This window comes from Bacillus sp. OV322, from assembly GCF_900112495.1.
Lineage (GTDB): Bacteria > Bacillota > Bacilli > Bacillales > DSM-1321 > Peribacillus.
In genome coordinates this window covers 286,455-302,441 of sequence record NZ_FOMA01000006.1, presented here as the reverse complement: position 1 = coordinate 302,441, position 15,987 = coordinate 286,455, and the positions used below count along the sequence as shown (strand labels likewise).

Here is a 15,987-nt window from a genome sequence, read left to right as displayed (position 1 = left end):
GAAGAGGCAACACCTTTAACGATTTCAAAAAAGGGTGGTGACTTTCCATGAAGAATCGAGAGAGAAAGCGTAAAAAGAAACGTTACATTCTAAAAGATTATTTGAATGGAAAACTGAAAAACTGGAAGCCTAAAGCAGATAAAGCGCCTTTGTCAAACAATAAAACAATCGATGAATAGAAACCAGGGAGATGCCTTAGCATCTCCCTGGTTTTTTTATTATCTGAAAAATACTTTATCGATGTTGTATTTCGCTTTTAATTCATTAATAATGTAGGTTTCATATATTTCTCTGTCTGTCGGATCATCCACAATGCATACATCAATTCTGTAAATTTCAGCACGATGGTTTTTTACTGGCGAAACTGAATCTTCAAGATGCTTTTTTACACGCTGGCGCAGCTTTCTTGCTTTCCCTGTGAAAAGGAGCTCGTCATCTTTATTGAAAAACATGAATATACCGGCTTTGTCCCTTGGTATTTCATGAAGATCAATAAAGCCGCAGATGCTTGGTATTTCATGTTCTCCCTCTTCTGCCTGCTGCTTCCTTTGTTTAATTGAAATATCGGTTTGTGGTATTTGTATTTTTATCAATCTGTTCACGTCCTCTTATTAGTTAAGGATTTATAGTAACACATGACAGCATGAAAATCCATTCGCGCCTAAAGGTTTTCCTTCATAAAAGGTTTTTTCTTTAGGATCTTTTCGTAATGATTATTGCTGCCTTAATAACACAGTTTTTACTTTTTGTGGTATTTTATTTTATAGTAGCCTTTTAACTAAAGGCTGTAAACTTTGTTGCTATTGAACAAGGGGTTGATTTCCGCTCCAGGATGCTCGCTTTCCGTGGGGCGGGCGGTGAGCCTCCTCAGCTGCGCTTGCGGGGTCTCACCTTCCCGCTAATCCCACAGGAGTCTCGCACCTTACACTCCAATCAACCCGGTTAAACAACAGGATCGCCTCACAGAATATATAAAAAAACAACAATCTTTAAGAATAGAGCCTTACTAAAAGAGCAGATTTTTTATAACAAGAAAGGAGTGGATAAAAATTAGTAAAGACTGTGATTCTGTTTTATATCGGGAAGTTCAACGACCAAGACAATTATTATATATCATAGTGATAATTTTTGTTTCAGGCATTTTTTGGTGGGGGTTTATCCAGCAGATTATTTATGGAATTCAATTCGGAGACAAACCGGCTTCGGATATTGAGTTGGTAATAGCTTGGGTTTTGTTTGGTCTGATAATACCCTTGTTAGCGTCCCAAGTTAAGTTAATAACTGAAGTCCGTATAGATGGGTTATATATAAAATTTGTCCCCTTCCATTTTGGATACCGGGTTTTTCATTTTCAAAGTATTCGGGATTATAAAAGTGTTTCTTTTAGTTCGCTAATACGTTTTGGAGGCTGGGGGATTCGCATTAATCTAAATGGAGAACGCCTTTATAATATTACAGGGAGCGAGGGTGTCGAATTAAGGTTAACTTCTGGAGACATTGTGATAATAGGCTCAAAAAATTCTGATGAACTCAAAAAGGCATTAGATTTATCTTCCATAGGTAATCCTAAATAAATAACCTTCGTAATTCTTCTAAGTAAAATTTTTTTATCGATTGAATACAGCTGTTTCGTAATGAAATTGCTGTGCGGAAATCCACCCTTTGTTCCAATACAGAAAAGTTTACGGAAACAGCCTAAAAAAAGAGGAAGCATCTGCTCCCTCTTATTAACTCGGATTATTCAGCATCAAAAACTTCAACTTTTTCCATTTTGTCTCCGTTTTTCATGTTTCTTGCTGTTTCAAGTCCGGACGTCACTTTTCCGAATACAGTATGAACACCGTTCAAATGCGGCTGTGGCTCATGTACTACGAAAAATTGGCTTGATCCAGTGTCTTTGCCTGCATGTGCCATTGATAAGCTCCCTGCTTCATGCTTATGGGGATTGCCTTCTGTTTCACACTTGATTGTAGTGCCGCTGCCTCCCATTCCAGTTCCAGTCGGATCTCCTCCCTGGCTGACAAAGCCCGGAATGACGCGGTGGAAGATTACTCCATTATAAAATCCTGAATTTGCAAGGTTTTCAAAGTTTGCTACCGTATTAGGCGCTTCATTAGGGAACAAGTCAAACTCGATTTTTTCTCCATTTTCCATCAATATGTATCCTTTTTTAGCCATTAAAAACATCTCCTTTATAATTGAATCAGTCCCTATAATACCATTATTTTTCGAGGAAAGAAAAGTCTAGAGCCTTCCTTTGGAAGAATACTGTTTGAAAAACTCTTTTTTAATGTATTTCAAAAAAACCACACCTTAACAATCCATTCTCCCAAAAAAACGCTTAATATGCCCTTCCGCGGATAAGCTTTTCAATATTTGCTTTGTCTGGAAGTGCTGAAATAGCACCTTTTCCTGTCGTTGTAAGTGCACCTGCAGCATTGGAAAAATCCAGGATTTCTTTATGATGGTCTGCAAATATTTGTCCGAGGTTCCCGCATTCTGCCTTTTGTTCCAAAAGTTTATAAAGAAGTCCTGCTATGAAAGCATCGCCTGCACCTGTTGTATCCATAACATCAACAGCAAACCCGGTTGAAGTGAATTGGTTGTTTTTTAGATACAGGTCTGCACCGCTGCCTCCCTTTGTAAATACTACAGCTTGTACATCTCCTTTGAATAAAGAAGCAATTCCTTGTTCAACATCTGATATTCCCGTAATAAACTCCAATTCTTCATCAGATAATTTCACAATATGTGCCATCGGGATAAAATCTAGGATAGCTGACCTGCACTCTTCAGGATCATCCCAAAGAGGCAGGCGCACATTTGGGTCAAAACTGATTAAACTTCCTGCAGTTTTCGCCTGCTGAATCGCGTGAAAATGGGCCTGCTTCATAGGACTTTCAACCAAATCAACAGAGCAAAAATGAAGTATATCACCCTTGTTATAGACAATACCGCTTATTTCATCTTTATTAAGAAGCAAGTCTGCAGATGGTTTGCGGTAAAAAGAAAAGTCTCTTTCCCCGTCTTCCCTCAATGATACAAATGCAAGGCCGGTATTGGCTTCATGTGTCCTTTTGATATACTCTGTCTCTACACCTGCTTCTTTCAAAGTTTCAAGCAGGAAATCTCCAAAAGCATCTTCACCGAGTTTGGTAATCATCGATGACCTGCCTCCCCATTTAGCTGCTGCAGCAGCGACATTTGCAGGAGCACCGCCCGGAGCACGTTCAAATGCTGCTACGTCTTTAAGCTCCCTCCCTTTTTGAATTGGGATAAAGTCAATTAACAGTTCACCGATTGAAAATAATGTTCCCATATTTTACACCCCGCCTGAATATTCTTTTGTTAGGTACAACTATAAGTCAAATATTCATATGTGTAAATTAACAGAGCTTTTACCAAAAATATTTTCAGGATTGCTTATCCGTCCACTTTTTTTAGAAATTCAGAAATGAACGTTTTCGTGCAGAAATACACTGGTGAATGACTCCCGAATGTCTGGCATAAGCCAGCAATTTTAAAATTAGCTGTATGGCTGTTTTGGACTGTTCGGCCAAAATTGATATTCGCATTTCCGGAAATCTTATTAACAATAAAATTCTCAACTTGTATGCTGTTTTTCATAAAATTCCCCTTCTTTTTCATTGGCTATTTCGTAAACTTTGCTGCTATGGAACACGATGGCTGATTCCTCTCCAGAATGCTCGCTTTCTTAGTTCAGGCGGTGAGCCTCCTTTAGCTTTAACAATGAGAACGCCTCATAGAAGCATTAATAAACAGCATTTTTTAGAAAAGAGCCTTTCCATTAGTGTATGTACAACTTAACAATCTGTTTGATGAACATGTCTGTATATTTATAAAAATCATACAAGTAATGATACTTCCCCATTGTTTTGCATATACATGCTTGGACAGCCAAAATCAAAACTCATCATAGGCTGCTGAAACGGAATCTTCCCTTGCTGAAATCTTTTGACAGTATCAAATCTTATTACGAAATTTGGTGGTGTAAAATTATGGTTATAATCAGAAAATTTCATTCTATAAGATTTGCTGATTAGCTTCATGAGTTCAATTTCCGTTCAAATCGCCATCAAAAACAAAACCGTTCCACGCTTTAAAACAGTCATAAAGGAGGAATCAACGAATGAAACGAAAAGCTGAATCTATTTTAGGAATCATAGGGATTGTCTTATCTGTACTTTTAGCCCTTTTAGGCATTTTGATGCTGGTCATCGATATTAATACGGATATTTTGCAAAATCGAATTGACACAGCGGTCTCAAGCAACCCTTCCATTGATACTGCTAATCTGAATGAGACACTTTCTTTAGTGAATAAAATGGGCTGGATGCTTACAATTTCCTCTATATTAGGAGCAGGCGCTGGCCTGGCGGGGCTTCTGTTTCTTAAAAAGCAGCGAATAAAAGCAGCTGGATCGTGCTTTCTAATAGGAACTGCGGCTATTGGGCTTATCTCATTGGGAGTCGGCTTCCTTCCTGCTCTTTTGTTCTTAATTGCAGGAATTCTGACCTTTGCCAAGAAAGATAATAACCCTAATTTTCAAACTTAAAGTTGTTTTAATAAATAGTCTGCATAACTCTGAAAAGTAAGAAAGCCTCTGCCGCACCTGCTGGCAAGAGGCTTATATTTATTCCCCTGGATAATCAGGAAGCAAATCCGTGGGAAGAATCAGCATTCAAGTGAAGGACAATGCTTCGTAATGCAGTCTGAACTGAGGGGTCTCTTTTTACGAGATGATATGCTCATTTCCAGAATCACTTCCAGGATTGTTTATGATCTCACAGCAGCCCAAAGCAAAGACTTATAAATCTTTTCTTGCATGCTGCATATAATGTAGCGTTCTACTGCCTAACCAAGTTTTTTAAAAGGAGAGATTACATTTGCCGAATCCTCAAGCATCGAATGTCAGCCTGCCTTCACCCTCGAATTGGTCTATACATGCTGACATCGCCGGAAGGCCAGTCATTTGGGGTTTTCTCACTATTAACTCGATTAGCGGCCGCAAGGTAAGCGGCACAATCAATTTCCGCGGCCAACCCCAGCCCATCGAAGGGAATTGGAATGAAGGAAATCTTCAGATCACGTTTAATTCTCCATATGCCTTCTTCACAGGAAATCTTACCATGTTTGATGACGCTCCTATCAGCACCCGCCATTTTCTCTTAAGCGGCCGTCTCGTCATGAAGCAGCCATCGCCTCAAGCAGGGCAATCTGGCACATGGGTGGCTTCGGCTGATGTCAATACAAAACTTTATCCTGAGGCTGGAAAAAAACTTTTAGCTCAATCACGCAAAAGCCTTCCTCCTGTTGGCGTCTTTTTAACATCAGATTTAAGATATCGTCTTCCGCAGCAAAGCTCACGGATTTAACCGCTGTACATCAAGGCTATAAGAAAAAGTATATTGCGGGGTAATAAAAATAAAATATCTGCCCGCCAAATACTTTTTCTTTTTTATTATTTAGTTTCTTTTCAATTCAAAAGGCTCTTTTCTTAAGGAATATTGTGTTTTTATGTGTACTGTGGGGCGGTCCCATAGTTAAGTCAGGTTGATTGGAGCGTTAGGTGCGAGACTCCTGCTTAGATTAGCGGTAAGGTGAGACCCCGCAGGCAGGGGAAGGCTCACCCGCCCGTCCCGCGGGAACGGTCATCCTGGAGCGGAAATCAGCTATCGGTTTCATAGCTGCAACGTTTACGAAAAGCCATTAAAAAACAGCTGGATTTTACATACTCTCTCCTGCTTGTCTTCTTAAAGTTTTCCCTGTTATGATAGAAAAGAACATTTCCATATCTCCGGTGAATAACAAGTTTACATAATTAAATTATGAAATACCCTTTACACAAACCTGTACTTCTAACAGCTTCTATTTGACGGAATTGAAAACCTGAGAAATAGACAAGAAAAAACACTTGAGCTTGTGAAGGCAAATTTTAAACATTAATCTAATTTGAATGAAAATTCATTGGTAATGGATTGCCAAAGCAAAGTAAAAAAAAGGTAAAGGAGCGGATATTATGAATATTGATGCAGGATTTATAGAAGTACCAGGGGGCAAAGTCTGGTATCGTATAGCCGGCGGAGACAGCAGCAGTACCCCTCTTTTAGTTCTCCACGGCGGACCTGGTTCTGTACATGATCCCTTGACTGCTCTTGATGCAATCACTGCAGATAGACCAGTTATATATTATGATCAGCTGGGGTCCGGGAAGTCAGATCGGCCTTCAGAGCCTGAATTATGGAATTTGGACCGATTTATCGAGGAACTTGATTGTGTCATTACTGCTCTCGGTTTCACCCAAGTCCACCTCCTGGGACATTCATGGGGTACAATGCTTGCAGCTGCTTATTTATTAGAACGAAAGCCAGCCGCAGTCCAGAGTGTCATATTCTCCAGCCCCTGCCTAAGTGCAAAGCTTTGGAAAAGCGATGCCGAACGGCTGCTGAAAAAGCTGCCAGATGAAATTACGAATACCCTCGCATACTGTGAAGAAAACGGGACAACAGAATCAGAAGAATACAAAAAAGCGATGAAAGCTTATTACCAGGAATTTGTATGCCGGATATCACCATGGCCGGCAGTTTTAAAGAAAAGCTCTGAAGGATCGAACAATGAAGTGTATACAAGCATGTGGGGATCTTCTGAATTTTCCCCGACAGGCACACTGAAACACTTTGATGTAACATCAAAACTTCATGAAATCAGCATACCTGCACTATTTACCTGCGGAAGATATGATGAAGCAACACCTGAATCTACGGCATATTACCATACACTTGTGGAAGGGTCACAATTTCATGTATTTGAAAAAAGCGCACATATGCCATATCTTGAGGAAAATGAAGATTATTTAAGGGCTGTTAAAGAATTTTTAAAATATGTTGAAAAATAAAAACAAAAGCAGGCCGGTTTTGTTATAGTAAAAATATGGCCTGCTCTTACGATTAAATTTTTCAAGTTGTCTTGATTTTCAGCACATAGCAGGATCCGTCACTGGCAAAATATAAATGCTCTCCTGCTGTCAGGTTAAACCAAACTCTTTGCCTATCATATAACAGTTTTTCCTCTTGTTCGAAATTTTCCAGCAGTTCATCCGCAGGATTTATTATAATATTTTCGCTGTAAGGCGTCGAAACAAAGCCTTTTGGGTTAGATGTTCTCCAAGGTTTCACTTCAGTAAGCCATTCACCTTGAAGAAGCACCGTTTGGGCTGTAATTTTAGATTTTCTGTTTTGAACCGACCATAACTGCTGGCAATTGCACCGATGTATTTTCCCCTTCATCTACCGATACCTGCTTTCCTGAAATGAAAAAAACTCTTACTACATCCTATTCGGCAGTTTGTTAAAATATTATGAAACATACTTTACTATTAATTCTGTCGCTGAATTGAGCTTTTGGCTTCATTCATGATGTATGGGGCAAATGGCCCCCCTGTCCCAGTTTTTAAAGAAATCCGTTTAAAAGGAACCTGCTATGAAGGTTTTTTTTAGATAGCAGGAATCTCTATGCTGCCTAAATTTGATAAACAAAAAAGCTGACAGGAAAAATGTCAGCTTTTTTGTTTATATCTCTTCTTTCTGTATTGTTATAATATTTTTAACGGCAAGATGCAGACTGGAAAAGGTATGGATATCCTTGAAATCTATACCAAGATTCACCATGGTTTGTGCAATCTCTGGACGGATTCCAGTTAATCTTGCTGAAATTCCAATAAGCTTCAGGGAAGCGATGACTTTAAAAATCTGGTCGGCAACCATGGTGTCGATAATAGGTACGCCTGATAAATCGATAATGATGACCTTTAAATTATATTCCATTCCCAGCGATAAGGCCCGCTCCATAAGCTGCTGAGCTCTTCTGGTATCCAAGTCTCCCACAAGGGGAAGAACACCAATTTCCTCAGTGACCCGAACCAGCGGAATGGAAAGTTCATAAACCGCTTTTTCGGCCACAATCAAGCTTGCAGCATGGCTCCTGGCATAAGAAAGGCTCAGCCAGTGTATAGCCTGGTCTACGACTGAATCAAACCTGGAAATAATTTCAAAAAAGGAATTTAAATCAAATTGATAGGCAATACATTCATCTTTTATTATTACACCTATGGTTTTCCGGTAATACCGCACCTCTTCTATGGCTAAATCCAGCGGGAGCTGCATGTCTACAAGCAGATGGACTACATTGTCTCCCCACTTTTTCAGCTGTTCAAATGTATTTTGCTTATCTTTAAAAATAGAATTTGCATATATTTCTATTAAATTTTCTCTCCATTTTTTCAAAGCTTCATTTGCTTTTACAGTGTATGTTCCTGAATTATCATTTTTCCGCTCCAAGGCAAGATCTTCTTTATTGCTTAAAATGGTGTCTGTAATTCTTTGCAATTGCTTATCCAGATTTATCAAATTCATCATATCACCTCTAATATGTACATTCATTTTAACATATTTGACTATAGAGTAGCCACTGATTGACCTGTCCGCTGGCCCTGCAGCTTTCTGCCAATATCCCCTTCATTCCTTCATCACTCTGCCAGACTAAAATATTTCCATTGACTTAAAAGCATCAGCGCCGTATATTATTACAGGTAAATGAATAAATTCACACTCATTCAAACCATATACTATACTATTTGAACCAAATTGATAAATCTCCTGCTGCTTACGATAAAAACACTTAGAAAGGGAGAAGACAGATGAATAATAAAAAACTTGGATTTTGGATTTTATCAGCTCTTGTCATCGGAAATATGGTGGGTTCAGGCATATTTATGCTGCCCCGTTCATTAAGCGAAGCTGCAAGCCCAGCCGGAGTTATGTCTGCCTGGCTGATTACTGGGTTAGGCGTGCTTATGACTGCCCTTGTATTTGGAAATCTTGCCATTCGGAAACCCCAATTATCCGGAGGTCCTCAAATTTATGCAAAGGAACTTTTCAAGCCTGGTTCTCAAGCGTCAACACTATCAGGTTTTATGTCTTCCTGGGGTTATTGGATAGGAAACTGGGCAGGAAATGTTGCCATAGTCACCACATTTGCCGGCTATCTGAGCACGTTTTTTCCAGTCATGGTGAATCAGAAATCTTTATTTTCAGTAGGAAGCTTTACACTAAAGACTGGAAATGCCATTACTTTTGCAGTCTGCACCATCCTTTTATGGGGAGTTCACTTCATTATTTTAAAAGGGCTTGAAACGGCTGGAAAGCTTAACTTCCTGGCAACAGCAGCAAAGGTTGCGGGATTTCTTCTTTTCATTATTATCGGACTATTTGCTTTCCAAAAAGCTAATTTAACTCCATTTTCAGCTCCAATCACCGGTGAAAATGGACAGGCAGTCGGGATTTTCGGCCAAATCAACCACGCCGCTGTCAAAACACTTTGGGCATTCATCGGCGTGGAATCTGCTGTTGTTTTTGCATCACGGGCCAAAAGGCAATTGGATGTTAAAAGAGCCACTACACTCGGCATGCTTGTTGCTCTTGCCATTTATATTGGCATCAGTACATTAGTTATGGGTATATTGCAAAATGATGTGCTTGTTTCTTCCAATAAGCCTTTAATAGATGCAATGACGGCCATTTGCGGCCCTTGGGGCGGAAAAGTGCTTGCAGGCATCGGATTAATCAGCTTATTCGGCTCAACCATCGGCTGGGTGATGCTGAGTGCAGAGGTGCCATATCAGGCAGCACGCCAGGGATTGTTTTTGCCTGCTTTCATGAAAGTGAATAAAAAGGGAATTCCTGTATTCGCATTGGTTGTTAATAACATTTTGGGACAGTTGTTTATTTTTTCTACCGTATCTAATACGATCTCTTCCGCCTTTGATTTTATTATTATCATTGCGACACTATCTTACCTTGTTCCTTATTTTATTTCTTCCGTATTTCAGCTGAAACTGGTGCTGACTGGTGAAACCTATCAAACACTAAAAAGCAGAATACAAGATGGTATCATAGCAGGATTATCGACAATTTACTCCCTTTGGGTCATCTATGCAGGTACAGCTGACCTTAAAACCTTCATACTTGGAATGGCACTGCTTGCCAGCGGCATTGTCTTTTATAAACGGATAAAACCAAAAGCAGCTCCAGCCCCATCTACAAAGCTTTCTGCATGAACATTAAGCGAAAGGGGCTGAGTTCTGAAGCTGAACGATGTAACCTATGCTCAATAGGCTTTGTAAAAATTTATGGCAGATTGGAACATGTACTGCTCCTGAGGAATTAGCTTTACATCCGGACAAGTGCAATACAAGCTGTCAGGAGGCCCGGGGGAACGCCACCTGAGTTCTCCGCCTTTAGAGCTAAGTTTTAGCAGTATTTAAAAAGATAAAAAGCCTCTCGGGAGCGGGAGGCTTTTCATGCTGCAAACCTTCAAAATATCATCAATTATTGCTCTGCAGCTGCTTAATGTTTTCCAGTGCATCTTGGACTGTCTTGAAAGTTTTCAGGTCTCTGAAGGTAATTCCCAATTCTATCAATTTAATGGCAACGGTTGATTTAATTCCGGTCAGTATTAGCTTTGTGCCGAGCAGGGAAATGGATTTATCCATCTTATACAATGAGCTTGCTACAAATGTGTCCACTTCATAAAAGACAAGTCTACAATCAGATACTCAGTCTGGCTGTCAGCTATATAAGAAAGCACAGTTGTAATTATAGTCATAACGGTTACTGTCAAGGACGCCAATAATCGGCAGAATGGATACTTCCTTCCTCAGCGGGACAATGGGAGCAGATAGCTGCCTGTTCTCCTTCATTGATTCAATTAACAGCATTTCTTTTTCTCTCTCAGACGAGATATTCTTCTGTACACCTGTGAAATAAAGCTTGTTTTCTTCCTCCACCCATAATGGTTCTATTAATAATTCGTTCCAAAACCCAGAACCGCCCTTCCGGTAATTATAAAGCTCAATGGTTATAGGCTCATGTTTGCTGATGGCGTCGCGAATTTGCTGAACAGAGTCTTCATCCGTTTCCGGCCCCTGTAAAAAACGGCAATTCTTCCCTGCTACTTCTTCTTTTTCATAGCCTGTAAGGTCTAAAAAGCCTTTATTTACATATATAATTGGATGGTCAGGCAGCGTATGATTAAGCCTACCTTCGTATTATCAAGCGCTTTTTCAAATAAAAATAACTCAGAACCCTTTTTAACATTAACCATATTTTATTATGTCATCTCCTTTGCTAATCAGCTGCTGCCGAAACAAATATTATCAACAATCAAGCTTATTGCTCTTAAACCAGAGCCAAGAGGAATCTTAAATAAAATATTTGGGTGTCTGTAAGCCCATGCAGATAGGTATGTTTCTTTAGTATCACTCAAGTTCTTTGTTCTTAATTCCCGCTTGGCGGTCCTTATATCTTTGAAAGATCCAAATAGAAACAGTAAGCCAAAAAATGCTGGCAAAATAGGCGCCAATTACATCACTTGGATAGTGGACACCCAGGTAGATCCTGCTTATGCCAATTGCTAATATCATACAAGTACTGAGGAAAGCAAGAATTCTCCTTCCCCATGCAGAAGGAATATGCCGCCACAGCAAAAATGCCAAAACACCATACAATGCTACAGCCTCCATGCTATGTCCGCTTGGAAAACTAAAGCCCTGGGCATCCGCCAGCCTATGCAGGCTTGGACGGGAACGATGAAATAACATTTTCAAAACCTGGTTCAATACAGCTGTGCCGCCAATGACTGCAATAAACAGAATAAGTTCAAGCCTATGGTGCAGAAACTTATATAATACTAATAAAATAATGATGGAAAGAATCGCGACGATTTCAGTAGAACCAATCCAGGAAAAGAATTTCATGATTACAGTCAGGCTCGGTGCTTCGAATCCCTGGACGAAGGAAATAATGGAATCATCAAACCCTTTTACCTTATCTCCATGAACAAAAATGGAAATCAGTCCAAATACAATAATTGAAAAAATGCTCACTGCATACCCTTTTGCTAATAATTTCTTTAAATTCATACTATCTCCTTCAAATTTGCATATTTCTATACAGGATTTTTTTGTGAATCTTGCCTGCAGATTTCCGCTTCCGGCAGGCGGCTATGCTGCTGCATAGCCGCCTGCCCCTTAATATCAGATGCTGCTTTTCAGGAGCCAATTAAATATCAGCACCGAAAAAACTGATACATTCAGTATAGCCGTTACAGCAGCTCCCTGCACCTTTTAGCTTTCTAAATAGAATACACTGAAAAAAATAAAAATAGGTCAAAGTCCAATCCGGATCTCTGTTTCTGACATAGGGTATATTGAGGAATCGCATAAGGCATTCTTCAAAAACTAATTAGGAGGAATTTATTATGTGCTTTGGCGGATGCGGATATGGGTATACTGCTCCAGCAGCAACTGGCGGTTATGGAAGCGGATTTGCACTTATCGTGGTATTGTTCATTCTTTTGATCATTATTGGTGCGGTGTGCTGGTCTGGTTATTAATGAATAAAAATCAACTGGACATGGAAGAACCCATGTCCAGTTTTTTTTAGCCTTTTATCTTAATTTTAAAACCTGTCCTATGGATAAATGATCAGTTTTCAAAGAATTTATTTTGATTAAAGCTGCAACTGATACCTGCACTTTTTTGCTGATTGCACTTAGGGTGTCCCCTTTTTTTACGGTATATGTCTTTACTGGCGCAGTCTGGACAGGAACCTTTAATACCTGTCCAATTTTAAGAACATCGCTTTTAAGAGAGTTGAGCTTCTTTAATTCTGCAGAAGTTGTATGATATTTTTTTGCAATCTGATACAGGGAGTCTCCTTTTTTAACGGTATAGGTATTTTTTTCCGCAGGTGTACCTGAAGTTTCATCGTCAAGTAAATATTTCATATCTTTGCTGAAACTTATATGATGCTTTGCTTTATATATATTTGCCTCTTTTTTAAACAAGCTGTCTTGCTTTGCTATAAAGGCAACTCCTTTATCGCTTGCTTTTTTATATTCTTCTTTTGATAAATCTTTTTGCAGATAATTAATTGTGTCAACTTCAAGGTTGTAGATGGTAACCAATGTGTCATACAAATAGCCGTCCATTTTCTGCAGATCATGTTTCAATCCGAGTAAGTCTGACTCGTCGTCTATAGCATTGTCCAAATAATTCATGTAGGCACCATAAATACTGTCAGCCTCTTTTTCACTTTTTGCAGCGTCTAGCTTGATTTTATAGCTTTCAACTTTATGGAGAATTTTTGCATAATGAGCGGCAAACGTATTTATATCATTTTGATATTTTGAAGCTGAAACAGCTGCCGCAGAGGCATCAGCAAGCTTTACAACAGCCCCCCCTGCAAAAAATATAGACGCAGCTATTGCTGAGGCAGCCACTTTTTGAGACATTTTTTTCATAATTAAAACTCCTTTATAGATACAGAATGTTTTTAGCAGCAATCATTCTCCAACACTAAAATCACTATTACTCTGAAACTGACGCGCGCATCAACCTGCTATTACCTTAGCTTTCTTCTTTTTGATATCAAAAACCCGGCTTGAACCTGCCAAGACTGCAGATTAACATTCCAAGATAAGATTCAGCCGCATGGGAAATTCGCTATATTACTTTATTAGTTTATATAAAATAAACATGATCTTTTAATTATGGAAAATGATTCAAACTGACGATACCATGTGGAAAAACATTTGAATATAGGAAAGTTATTCATATTCACTGATATTGGTTTTCTATCTTATAAAGACAAGTTAAATACTTTTTCCCTGAACATTTCCATCGCTTTGGAAGGTGCATGCTTCTTATACTGAACAAAAGACAAATGCCGATTCAAAGGGCAGCCTTTAATACGGCAAATACTCAGCTCTCCCATTTCCAGCTCTCTGCCTACTGTCCAGCGGGATAACAGCGATATGCCCAGACCAGCCATAACCGCTTCTTTAACTCCCTGGCTGCTGCTGAAAATAAAGGACCGCTGCACAGTAATATTACCTTCCTCTATAAATCTGTCTGTGAAGGTCCTCGTTCCTGAACCTTGTTCTCTCATTATCCAAATCTGGTTTTGGAGAAGTCCCTTTTCAATCACCCTCTTTTGCGACAAAGGGTGTGAGGAAGGAAGCAGCAAAATCATTTCATCATCTAGGAAAAACTCTGTTTGGAGTTCATCATAAGAAGAATCACCTTCAATCAGCCCCAAATCCAATGAGCTCTCACTCACTCCGTTAAGTACTTCTTCTGTATTTGAAATCATGATTTCAAAATCTACTTTGGGATATTGCCCGGCGTATTCTGCAACAATCTTCGGGAGTATATATTCTCCGATGGTAAAGCTTGCTCCTACTCTAATCATTCCTGTCACCTGGTTTGTCAGATCATCAATTTCCTGTTTCGCCTGCTGATGAAGGAAAAGGATTTGTTTGGCATGCTTATACAGAATTTCACCTGCTTCTGTCATTTGGACACGCTTCGGTGAACGCTGAATTAATTTGGCGCCCATTTCATGTTCAAGGTTTTTAATATGAACACTGACACTTGGCTGAGATAATTTCAGAAGCTCTGCAGCCCGGGAAAAATTCCTTAGTTCAACTACAGCTGTAAAAACCTTCATGGATTCTGTAATCAAAGCAGCTCCTCCCTTCATTTTATTTTATCATTAACATTTTTAATGATTACGATAGAATAAATATATTTAACTTATGATACTGATACGTTTAGAGTATGATTATAAACATCTGTTTGGAGTGGTCAATATTGAAAAAATTACATTGCCGAAGCACATCAGGATTTTTCCTGGGTATTGGGCTTACACTGTTTATTGCCATAGCTGCGAAATACCTATCACAGCTTCCATTTTTGAGTATATTAGGACAATTAGTTATTAGCATCCTGATTGGCGTCCTCTGGAGGGCGTCCGCTGCAGTTCCGCCATCTATCAGAGCAGGGACTAATTTTTCAAGCAAAAAATTGCTCAGGACTGGAATCATCCTGCTCGGCATGAGATTAAACCTGGCAGATATCCTGCATGCAGGGCCATTGGTGTTCTTGCTTGCTGCCATACATATTGCTTTCACGCTAGCCGCTGTTTACTCGTTTTCTCGGTGGTTCAAAGCAGGGAAGGAGCTTGCCATACTGACTGCTTGCGGGACGGCCATATGCGGTGCTGCTGCAGTAGTTGCAATCGCAGCCCAAATTAAAGCAAAAGATGAGGTAACTGCCATAGCAGCTGCTTCTGTTGCCATTTTAGGCACCATTTTCACTTTGATTTATACCTTACTTTATCCAGTACTTGGGCTCTCGCCTCATGCTTATGGAATATTTGCCGGAAGCACCCTGCACGAAATTGCCCATGTTATTGCTGCAGCCGCCCCGGCGGGAAAGAATGCTATAGATTTAGCTGTCATTGTAAAGTTGACCAGGGTAGCCTTACTCGTTCCTGTTGCTCTTCTGATCGGTTTTTTTATGAAAAGCAAAGCTCCTGAAAAGAGTAAGAGAGACTGGAGAAAACTTCCTGTTCCATGGTTTATTATCGGCTTTATAGCCGCAAGCTCCGTCCATACATTAGGGGTTTTTCCTGATTATATATCAAATTTTGCTGTTTTGGCAGCTTATATGCTGATTGCAATGGCAATGGCAGGCCTCGGTCTTAGTGTTGATCTCTCAGCATTCAGGCGGTTAGGGCTTCCTTCTTTTGCAGCTGGTTTAATTGGGTCCGTCTTGCTTTCATTTCTTGGATATTATTTAATACATCTTTTCCATTTAGTATAATTGCTCTTGCCTGCACAGATTAACCTGTACTGTTGATTTAGCCTTTTTAAATCTGTCTTGCCATAAACGGCGGAAAGAAGGAACAGAGCGGCTGAAACAACTGGCCTGCTGGGCTATCCCAAGAAAATTGACAAATGGCGGGGAGCAGTGAAAATGGGTTCAACGAGGCCTTATGGAGTCAAAAACATAGCAGAAATGCGCGCTAAATAACTGAATTCCTGCAAAACCCTTCTATATCTCTA

General features: G+C 39.7%; 19 protein-coding genes. 8 read left to right on the top strand and 11 right to left on the bottom strand.

Translation table 11 applies throughout. The features are described 5' to 3' along the window. Nucleotides 1–47 precede the first annotated feature (47 nt). Complete coding sequence (locus BM126_RS23000; RefSeq protein ID WP_256213156.1) at nucleotides 48–179, top strand: hypothetical protein; 132 nt, start codon at nucleotides 48–50, stop codon at nucleotides 177–179. A gap of 39 nt (nucleotides 180–218) precedes the next feature. On the opposite strand, the gene BM126_RS16735 is transcribed toward BM126_RS23000, so the two are convergent. Further along, nucleotides 219–593, bottom strand: coding sequence for a nucleotide excision repair endonuclease (locus tag BM126_RS16735; RefSeq protein ID WP_090990572.1), 375 nt, complete (start codon nucleotides 591–593; stop codon nucleotides 219–221). Nucleotides 594–1,025: 432 nt separating this feature from the next. On the opposite strand from BM126_RS16735, the gene BM126_RS16730 reads away from it, so the two are divergent. After that, nucleotides 1,026–1,574: a DUF6141 family protein gene (locus BM126_RS16730; RefSeq protein WP_371261470.1), complete on the top strand. Its 549-nt coding sequence runs from the start codon at nucleotides 1,026–1,028 to the stop codon at nucleotides 1,572–1,574. A gap of 163 nt (nucleotides 1,575–1,737) precedes the next feature. Here BM126_RS16730 and BM126_RS16725 read toward each other — a convergent pair whose 3' ends face one another. The 3 genes from BM126_RS16725 to BM126_RS16715 all read right to left on the bottom strand — a co-directional run bounded on the left by BM126_RS16725 (nucleotide 1,738) and on the right by BM126_RS16715 (nucleotide 3,627). After that, on the bottom strand, nucleotides 1,738–2,178 hold the full coding sequence (locus tag BM126_RS16725) for a peptidylprolyl isomerase (RefSeq protein ID WP_071349743.1): 441 nt from the start codon (nucleotides 2,176–2,178) through the stop codon (nucleotides 1,738–1,740). Between the two features lie 163 nt (nucleotides 2,179–2,341). Further along, the gene (locus BM126_RS16720) at nucleotides 2,342–3,319 is read right to left on the bottom strand and encodes a carbohydrate kinase family protein (protein WP_090990570.1); all 978 of its coding nucleotides are present in this window, start codon (nucleotides 3,317–3,319) and stop codon (nucleotides 2,342–2,344) included. A gap of 104 nt (nucleotides 3,320–3,423) precedes the next feature. After that, on the bottom strand, nucleotides 3,424–3,627 hold the full coding sequence (locus BM126_RS16715; RefSeq protein ID WP_177201468.1) for a spore germination protein: 204 nt from the start codon (nucleotides 3,625–3,627) through the stop codon (nucleotides 3,424–3,426). A 523-nt stretch (nucleotides 3,628–4,150) separates the two neighbouring features. Here BM126_RS16715 and BM126_RS16705 point away from each other — a divergent pair. From BM126_RS16705 to BM126_RS16695, 3 genes are all read left to right on the top strand, one after another. Beyond that, entirely contained in the window at nucleotides 4,151–4,576 is a 426-nt protein-coding gene (locus BM126_RS16705; protein ID WP_090990567.1) for a DUF4064 domain-containing protein, read from the top strand. 331 nt (nucleotides 4,577–4,907) lie between these two features. Continuing rightward, entirely contained in the window at nucleotides 4,908–5,396 is a 489-nt protein-coding gene (locus tag BM126_RS16700) for a hypothetical protein (protein ID WP_090990566.1), read from the top strand. A gap of 644 nt (nucleotides 5,397–6,040) precedes the next feature. Further along, a complete protein-coding gene (locus BM126_RS16695) occupies nucleotides 6,041–6,916 on the top strand; it encodes a proline iminopeptidase-family hydrolase (RefSeq protein ID WP_090990565.1) in 876 nt (291 codons plus the stop codon). Between the two features lie 61 nt (nucleotides 6,917–6,977). Here BM126_RS16695 and BM126_RS16690 read toward each other — a convergent pair whose 3' ends face one another. Continuing rightward, on the bottom strand, nucleotides 6,978–7,307 hold the full coding sequence (locus tag BM126_RS16690) for a hypothetical protein (RefSeq protein ID WP_090990564.1): 330 nt from the start codon (nucleotides 7,305–7,307) through the stop codon (nucleotides 6,978–6,980). Nucleotides 7,308–7,589: 282 nt separating this feature from the next. Then, nucleotides 7,590–8,432 carry an STAS domain-containing protein gene (locus BM126_RS16685; protein ID WP_090990563.1) on the bottom strand — a complete coding sequence of 281 codons (843 nt, stop codon included), beginning with the start codon at nucleotides 8,430–8,432 and terminating at the stop codon, nucleotides 7,590–7,592. 284 nt (nucleotides 8,433–8,716) lie between these two features. Between BM126_RS16685 and BM126_RS16680 the strand changes: the two genes are divergently transcribed. After that, a complete protein-coding gene (locus BM126_RS16680; RefSeq protein ID WP_090990562.1) occupies nucleotides 8,717–10,135 on the top strand; it encodes an amino acid permease in 1,419 nt (472 codons plus the stop codon). A gap of 267 nt (nucleotides 10,136–10,402) precedes the next feature. Here the strand turns inward: BM126_RS16680 and BM126_RS22995 are convergent, their stop codons facing one another. The 3 genes from BM126_RS22995 to BM126_RS16670 form a co-directional block, all read right to left on the bottom strand. Next, entirely contained in the window at nucleotides 10,403–10,603 is a 201-nt protein-coding gene (locus BM126_RS22995) for an STAS domain-containing protein (protein WP_256213155.1), read from the bottom strand. Nucleotides 10,604–10,645: 42 nt separating this feature from the next. After that, on the bottom strand, nucleotides 10,646–11,083 hold the full coding sequence (locus tag BM126_RS22990; protein ID WP_256213163.1) for a PAS domain-containing protein: 438 nt from the start codon (nucleotides 11,081–11,083) through the stop codon (nucleotides 10,646–10,648). 252 nt (nucleotides 11,084–11,335) lie between these two features. Continuing rightward, the gene (locus BM126_RS16670) at nucleotides 11,336–11,998 is read right to left on the bottom strand and encodes a phosphatase PAP2 family protein (RefSeq protein WP_090990561.1); all 663 of its coding nucleotides are present in this window, start codon (nucleotides 11,996–11,998) and stop codon (nucleotides 11,336–11,338) included. 338 nt (nucleotides 11,999–12,336) lie between these two features. On the opposite strand from BM126_RS16670, the gene BM126_RS16665 reads away from it, so the two are divergent. Further along, nucleotides 12,337–12,471: a YjcZ family sporulation protein gene (locus tag BM126_RS16665; protein ID WP_090990560.1), complete on the top strand. Its 135-nt coding sequence runs from the start codon at nucleotides 12,337–12,339 to the stop codon at nucleotides 12,469–12,471. 54 nt (nucleotides 12,472–12,525) lie between these two features. Here BM126_RS16665 and BM126_RS22985 read toward each other — a convergent pair whose 3' ends face one another. Then, complete coding sequence (locus BM126_RS22985) at nucleotides 12,526–13,380, bottom strand: LysM peptidoglycan-binding domain-containing protein (protein ID WP_090990559.1); 855 nt, start codon at nucleotides 13,378–13,380, stop codon at nucleotides 12,526–12,528. Between the two features lie 338 nt (nucleotides 13,381–13,718). Then, the gene (locus BM126_RS16655; protein ID WP_090990558.1) at nucleotides 13,719–14,603 is read right to left on the bottom strand and encodes a LysR family transcriptional regulator; all 885 of its coding nucleotides are present in this window, start codon (nucleotides 14,601–14,603) and stop codon (nucleotides 13,719–13,721) included. A 95-nt stretch (nucleotides 14,604–14,698) separates the two neighbouring features. On the opposite strand from BM126_RS16655, the gene BM126_RS16650 reads away from it, so the two are divergent. Next, nucleotides 14,699–15,745 carry a YeiH family protein gene (locus BM126_RS16650; protein ID WP_090990557.1) on the top strand — a complete coding sequence of 349 codons (1,047 nt, stop codon included), beginning with the start codon at nucleotides 14,699–14,701 and terminating at the stop codon, nucleotides 15,743–15,745. Nucleotides 15,746–15,987: the final 242 nt, after the last annotated feature.